Origin of the sequence: Actinomadura darangshiensis (genome assembly GCF_004349235.1) — a bacterium.
Taxonomy (GTDB): Bacteria; Actinomycetota; Actinomycetes; order Streptosporangiales; family Streptosporangiaceae; genus Spirillospora; species Spirillospora darangshiensis.
Genome location: NZ_SMKY01000401.1, coordinates 1 through 6,612, shown reverse-complemented (window position 1 = coordinate 6,612; position 6,612 = coordinate 1). Strand labels below are relative to the sequence as shown.

Annotated in this window: 6 protein-coding genes; all 6 read right to left on the bottom strand. The window is 71.4% G+C overall.

Features of this window, described 5'->3' with window-relative positions; translation table 11 throughout:
- A partial coding sequence (locus E1293_RS49025; RefSeq protein ID WP_207939437.1) for a hypothetical protein occupies window positions 1–273 on the bottom strand: 273 nt, incomplete at its 3' end.
- Window positions 258–521, bottom strand: a complete 264-nt coding sequence (locus E1293_RS42805) for a hypothetical protein (protein ID WP_132205205.1) — start codon at window positions 519–521, stop codon at window positions 258–260. The genes E1293_RS49025 and E1293_RS42805, both read right to left, overlap by 16 nt.
- Before the next feature lie 372 nt (window positions 522–893).
- The gene (locus E1293_RS42800; RefSeq protein WP_132205203.1) at window positions 894–2,087 is read right to left on the bottom strand and encodes a helix-turn-helix domain-containing protein; all 1,194 of its coding nucleotides are present in this window, start codon (window positions 2,085–2,087) and stop codon (window positions 894–896) included.
- Window positions 2,088–2,206: 119 nt separating this feature from the next.
- Window positions 2,207–2,956 carry a hypothetical protein gene (locus tag E1293_RS42795; protein WP_165978670.1) on the bottom strand — a complete coding sequence of 250 codons (750 nt, stop codon included), beginning with the start codon at window positions 2,954–2,956 and terminating at the stop codon, window positions 2,207–2,209.
- Between the two features lie 43 nt (window positions 2,957–2,999).
- Window positions 3,000–3,854: a tetratricopeptide repeat protein gene (locus tag E1293_RS42790; protein WP_165978669.1), complete on the bottom strand. Its 855-nt coding sequence runs from the start codon at window positions 3,852–3,854 to the stop codon at window positions 3,000–3,002.
- A gap of 58 nt (window positions 3,855–3,912) precedes the next feature.
- The coding region (locus tag E1293_RS42785; protein WP_132205197.1) for a WD40 domain-containing protein at window positions 3,913–6,612 on the bottom strand (2,700 nt) is incomplete at its 5' end.

The window sequence follows — 6,612 nt, the reverse complement described above, 5'->3', positions numbered from 1 at the left end:
CCCCGCCACCAACGGCCCAAGCGTCCGCACGATCCTTGCCCGCGCACCTCGCACGTCCGAGCACGGCCCGATGAGGTCACCGGTCGACGCCCGGAACCAGGGCACACCCTCCACGAGGACCACGGCGACGCTCTCCCCGACACCCCGCAGCGACGGATGGACGACCCTCAACAGCGGCGGCCGCCCGAACCGCAGCGAGGCGGACCACCCCTTCCGGCCCAGCGCCGCCCCCAGTTCGTCGAGATACCGGACGGAGTTCACCGCGACGTCCAAACAACGCCGCCCTCACCCAGCGAAGCCCGCGCGATCTCTCCCAGGTCGACGTATACACCGCGCCCGCTGAGGCTCAGCACGACCTTCCGCACAACCGCGCGAGCCCCCGACGGCGCAGCCCGCAACACTGCGTCCAGCTGCCGTGCCACGACCCGCCAGTCGTCGCTCACTCCGCTCACCAGGGACCCGTCGTCCAGATCGACGTCCCACGAGTAGAGCAGCACCGGCTCGCAGCAAGTCCGCACCATCTGTTCTGTCCTCCGCATTCGCCTCACGTCACGTCGTGAGACGAACACGCTAAGTTCGACAGAACCTAGCCGGTTTCGCCTCCGAAACCGACTTCGCCCGCCCCACTGTCCGAATTTCGCGCCAGCACGCGTCACACAGGGTCCATGCCGCACACACCACGGCCAGGGGCAGCTCCGACCCCGCGTTACATGCGGTACGTCAGGTCGCGGCCGGGGACGTGGCCGTGGCGGTCGGCCACCAGTTCGCGGGTTTTGTGGACTTCGCGACAGCTCGCGTCAGATGAGTTGATACGGCACGCCGTAGCCGCGACCTCCGCGCGTCCCGCCGACCCGGATCGGTTGTGGCCTGGGCGCGAATCGTGAAGTCGGCGATCAGCCCGCGACGTTCATGCGCCAGGCCAGGCCGCGCAGGTCGCGGCTCTGTGCGCGGGTCATGAGGTCGGCGACCAGCTCGCGGACCAGGGGATGGTTGTGGACCTGCTGTGGCGAAAGACGTTCGGCCTGGCGCAGTTCCCGGACGGCCTGGGCGTCGTGGTCCAACATGGCGTGGGCGCGGGCGCGTTCGACGCGCAGCGCCGCCCGCCGATTTCCGGACGCGAGGGCGCGCGGCTCCACCTGGTCCGCGTACGTCAGCGCCTCGCCGGGCTCGCCTGCCTCCACTGCCAAGGACGCGCGCCATACGCCGACATTGGCGGGGCCGAACAACTCCCAGGCATCCGGGGAGTCGCCGAGCGGCGCCGCCACCTGGGCAGCCTCGGCGGCGTTCTGTCGTGCGCCGCCGTGGTCGCCGTCGATCTCGCAAGCAAGCGCGGCGGAGAGGCGGAGCATCCCGTAGACCTCGCGTGCGAAACGGCTGTTGCCGATGTGCGCCCCGACCGCGTCGGCTGCCTGTGGTGAGGTCATCAGGGCCCGCGGCCTGTTGGCCGAACTGCGCGCATGGGCGCGGCCGAACGCGGCGGCGCCCGTCCACACCGGATCGCCGAGGAGGTTCGCGGCCTCTCGGGCGCGTTCCCCGCTGACCCGAGCCAGGTTCGTCTCGCCCAGGTGGCGGAGTGTGCAGGTCGAGTCGGAACCGTAGGCCCTGATCAGAAGCTTCAGCGCCTCAGCACGGCCGGCGGTGTCGGCCGTGGCCACATGCACGCACAGTTCGCCGATGACCCCCGGCAATGCCTGCATCACCGTCGTGTAGTCGGCCTGGCATAGGGCCTGGTCGGATCGCACCAGCTCGGCGCGCAGGACCGGGAGCGGGCGAGCCCGGACATCGGGCGGGTCGTCCGGCGCCGCGTCCAGCAGCACGCTCTGCAGCCGAACCAGGCTGAAGCGGCGGCGGTCGGGCCGGATCTCCGGCGCGGGCATGCCGAGGAGGGAGTCCGCCGACACCTCAAGGGCCTGCGCCAGCGCGGCGATGTCGGAACGTCTCTCCAGGCGGAGCCGTCCGTTCTCGATCCTGCTCAGCCATCCCTTGGTGCGGCCGATGAGCCCGGCCGCGACCTCCAGGCTCATCCCCCTCGCACGGCGGGCGGCGCGCACGTTCTCGCCGATCCGCCCCGCCTCGTCGTCGGTCATGTCCAGCCTTCCAGTGCCTGCCGTCCACGGTACGCCGGAGGAGTGACAGCGCCTCCTGTCGGCGGGCGAAGCACGATAGCCCCCTGGGACCTAGCGGGGTCTCCGTTGGGAAACTCGGCTTAGGACTTCTTGGCGACCTTCGCGTTGATGGTCTTGGCCAGTTCGGGGGTGATGGTCGCGTCGACGAATCTTGCGGTGTCCCTGGCGCCTTTCAGGTCGAAGTAGTGCGCGGTGACCTTGCCGTTCCGGTCGATGCGCAGTACCCGGTGCTCGCGCGCGTCGACGCCTTGCGCGTCGATGTAAAGCGAGACGTTGTAGTACATCGAGCCCTGACGGCAGACCACCGCGGTGCCGGTCGTGCAGCGCTCCGCGCCGTAGAGGCCCTTCGTGCCGGAGTGCTGCAGGTCCTGCCACCAGTTGAGGTCGATGGTGTCGCGTGATGCGATGGCTCTTTCCTGCACGGTGATGGTGGCCTTGGTCTCCTTCGGCAGCATGAACTCGTAGGTGCAGTCGGCGTTCTCGGCGGTGAGGGAGCCGCCGGACTTGAGGTTCTGGCTCAGGTAGCCGACCTTGATGTCACGAGGGTGGCGGGTGATGGACCGCGCCTGGGGCAGGACGGCCCGGATCTCGGCGTCGGTGAGCGCCTCGCAGGCATTGGGCCAGCTCGGACCGGGCTGGAAGCCCGCGCCGTCCGGGATGACCGAGGACATGATCATCGGGCCGGACGGGGCGGCGCCACCGACCTTGACGGGCGGGGGCAGCGGCGGCGGATGGTGCTCGGGATGGCAGGCCCACGCCAGCAGGAGGAACAGGGCCAAGAACACGAATCCGCAACCCCACTGCCAAGCGACTTCACGGTCCACGGTCACGGTGGGGAAGCGTAGTTTTCCGCGCTTACACCCCGATTACCTGTCAGGCGTTGCGGAGGGAGTCGGCTATGGAGCGGGCTATTTCGGATTCCTCGATGAGGCCGAGGTTCTCTAGGGCGATCGACTTGTTGTAGTGGTCGTTCCAGGAGTCGGGGCCGTTGTCGATGGCGTAGTCGATGGCGGGGAGGGCCTCTTCGTAGCGGCCGAGTTTGACGAGGGCGGCGCCTCTGATGCTGTGGGCGCCGGCGTTGTCGTACTGGCCGGCGCCGACGGTGCGCTTGGCGTTGAGGAGGGCGATGACATGGTCGGCGGCGGCCAGCGCGTCCATGTCGCGGTCGCTGTCGAGGAGGATGGCCGCCCGGTAGATCTGCGGGGCGGGGTAGCCGGGCTGGAGGGCGATCACCTGGTCGTAGACGGCGAGCGCCTCGGCGGTGCGTTCCAGCGCGTCGAGCGACCCGGCCCGGTCGAACATCGCCGCCGGGTCGGACGGGTTGAGCTCCAGGGCCCGCTCGAACGCGGCCAGCGCCTCTGCGTCCCGGCCGGTCTGGGTCAGCGCGCCGCCGCGCCAGTAGTGCGCGGTGGCGTACTCGGGGCGCAGGCGGACGGCCTCGTCCAGCTCCCGGAGGGCGTCGTCGGGCCGGCCGGACTCGACCAGTTCGACGCCCCTTCTGTGGTGCTCGACCGCCGGCGGGATGGGGCGGCCGCTCATCTGCTCCAGCCTGTCGCCCGGGACGAGTCTGCCTCCGCAGGCCGTGCAGTTCGGCGCTCGCAACAGGGAGCCGGCCGGGTGGCAGCGGTCGCAGAAATAGCTCCGGCAGTGATCGCAGATTTTGAACTCGATCGCGAACGTCTCGGGGTCCTTCAGCGCGACCGGGTTGGGGCGGGATGATTTCGACACCGAGATCATCCGCGTGCACGCCCAGCCCGAACATTGGAGGAGCATGATTCGGTTCCCTTCAGTGGGTGTAGTTCCAGTCGAGTTCCCAGACGCGCATCTGGTCTCTGGTGCGCGACACGGCGAGGCGGGCGTCGGTGGTGAGGGCGATCCACTCGACCGGCGTGGTGTGCGCCCGGAAGGAGTGCAAGGAGCGGCCGGACTGGACGTCCCATATGCGTAGCGTCCCGTCGATTTCGCCGGTCATGGCGAATCGGTCGTCGATGGCCTGGAGGCAGGTGGCCGTGTCGGAGAGGTGGTGCCGGAGGCGGGCGGTGCGCAGGTCCCAGACGCGGAGCGCGTTGCCGGGGCCGATGGTGGTGGCGGTGCCGCCGTCCGCGCTCACGTGGATCGACGCGAGTTCCTCGGACGGGCCCGAGACGTAGCCGGTGCCCTCGCCCGTGGTCCCGTCCGCCGTCCACAGCGTTCCGACCGTGTGCCCGCATGAGACGACGGTGCCGCCGTCCGTGCTCATGACGGCGGGTCTCTGGCCGGGGAGGATGTGCGCGCGTTCCCCGTCCAGCTCCCATAGCGTCACGACCCGGCTGAAGTCGCCCACCAGGAGGGTGCGGGCACCGGGGCCGAACCGGAGGTCGAAGACGATCCCGCCTTCCCCCTTGAGGACGTGCCGGCGCTTGCCCTTGGCGAGATCCCACACCCGGACGACGCCGTGCTGGTCCCCGGACGCGGCGAGCCGCCCGTCCGGGGACACCGTGATCGTTCTGACCTCGGCACGGTGTCCGCTCAGGACGCGGACGGATTCGCCGGACGCCACGTCCCACACGCGGACCTTGCCGTCGCTGGCGCCGGTCAGCAGCCGGGATCCGTCGGGGGTGAAGGCCATGCCGCCGACGGACGTGCCGCCTACCTGGAGGGTGTGCAGGTGCTCGCCGGACTCCACGTCCACGAGCCACACGATCGACCAGCCGCTGAACTGGACCGCGAGGAGGCCGCCCGCGCTCAGGATGCCGTCGCTCACGCCGCGGCGCTCGGTGTCCGGAAGCTCCCGCGCCTGCCAGGCGCCCATCAGGTCCGTGCGGCGGCCGTGCCGTCCGGCCGTCCGCCACAGGTCGAGGAGGTCGCGGTTCCGCTCGTGGCCGGGAATGCTCCGTGCGGCCCGGACCTCTGCCATGGCCTGCGCCCAGTGCCCGGCGTCCACATGCCCGCGGGCGCGGGCAAGGGCGAGGCCCACCGTGTCCGCCTCGTTCGTGAGTTCCACCGCCGTGCGGGGCCGGGCGTGGCTCCACGGTGACAGCGGGCCGCCATGCGCGAGATCCCAGGCGTGGACGCTCCGCTCAGCGGACGCGGTGAGGGCGTGCCGCCCGTCGCGGCTCAGCAGCGGCAGTGCTGAGACGGAGCCGTTCCCCGGCAGCGTGCGGAGGCAGCGTCCCGCGTTCAAGTCCCACAGTTGCAGGCCGGTCGTGAGCGCCCAGGCTCCGTCGGCGCTGACGGTGAACCGCGCGTCGCGGCCGATCGGAAACCGGACGGTCTTCACCTGACGTCCCGCAACGGGGTCCCATAGCTGCTGTTCTGACTCCGACACCGCCAGGGCGGCGCGCCCACCGGCGGCGAGTGCGACGCGCATGCGCGGCAGCGATGCCGTGCGCACCAGGGTTCCGGTGGCGGCGTCCCAGACCCGCAGCCGCGCCGTGGTGGGCTCCCACTTGACGACGTGCTCGCCGGTGACCGCGACGGCCGTGTCGTAACCGCGGTCGAAGTCTTGGTCCTTCTGGAGTGTGCGGACGCAGCGTCCGTCGCGCGTGTCCCAGATCCGGACGGCGCCCTTCTCGGTCGCCGACACCAGCAGCGAGCCGTCCGGGACGAACGCGAGCGACACGATCCGCGGGCCCTGGTCGCCGATCCGATGCAGGAGGCCGCCGGAGCGGACGTCCCAGATCACCAGGGTCTCGGCGCCCGCCGAGGCCATGAAGCGGCCGCATGGGCTCAGCGTGACCGCGCCGACGCCGCCCGGAAGCCCGCCGGAATGCGCAGGCAGCGTGTGGACGCAGCGTCCGCCGACGAGGTCCCAGATCCGGACGGTGCCGCCCTCGGAGCCGGGCGGAGGCTGGGACGAGTCGTCCTGGCCGCCGCTCACCGCGATCCCGGTACCGTCCGCGAACGCCAGGGCGTTCACCGTGTTGGTGTGGCCCTCCAGGACGACGGGCGGGTGCGGGACGGCCTCGCGCCGGGCGCGTTCCAGCGCGGCGGCGGGCTCGGGGGCGTCCGGCGCCCGCTCGGCGGCGGCCCGGAGCAGCGCCGCGGCCCCGGCCGGGTCACCGCGTTCCAGATGGACGAGGCCGAGCAGGTGGTCGCCGATCCAGTCGCCCTCGTGCGCCGCGCGGACCGGCTGCAGTTCGGCGATGAGCTGAGCGTCGGTCAGCCGTCCCGCGCGCCAGCGGTGCAGGCCGAGGTTGAACACGGCGTGCGGATTGCGCGGGTCGGCCTCCAGCGCCCGTTCCCACAGCGCCTCAGCCTGCGCGGGATGCCCGAGGTCGAGCATCGACAGCGCCTGGTTCGACAGGCCGTCGGCGAGCAGCGTCGCGGGGACGGGCCGGCTCCTCGGGTACGGGCCGCCGGTGACCTGCGCGTAGACGGCGGCCAGCGCGTCCGCGAGCTCGTCCATCCGGTCGGGGCGGTCCGCCGGGTCGGGCCGGAAGCACGCGCGGAGCAGCGCCACCAGGTCCGGCGGCAGGCCCGGCGTCCGCACCGCGAACTCCTCGAA

Excerpts from the sequence above, each read along its gene's own strand:
- E1293_RS42805 (WP_132205205.1), bottom strand. The coding sequence starts at position 521 with ATGGTGCGGACTTGCTGCGAGCCGGTGCTGCTCTACTCGTGGGACGTC.
- E1293_RS42800 (WP_132205203.1), bottom strand. The coding sequence starts at position 2,087 with ATGACCGACGACGAGGCGGGGCGGATCGGCGAGAACGTGCGCGCCGCC.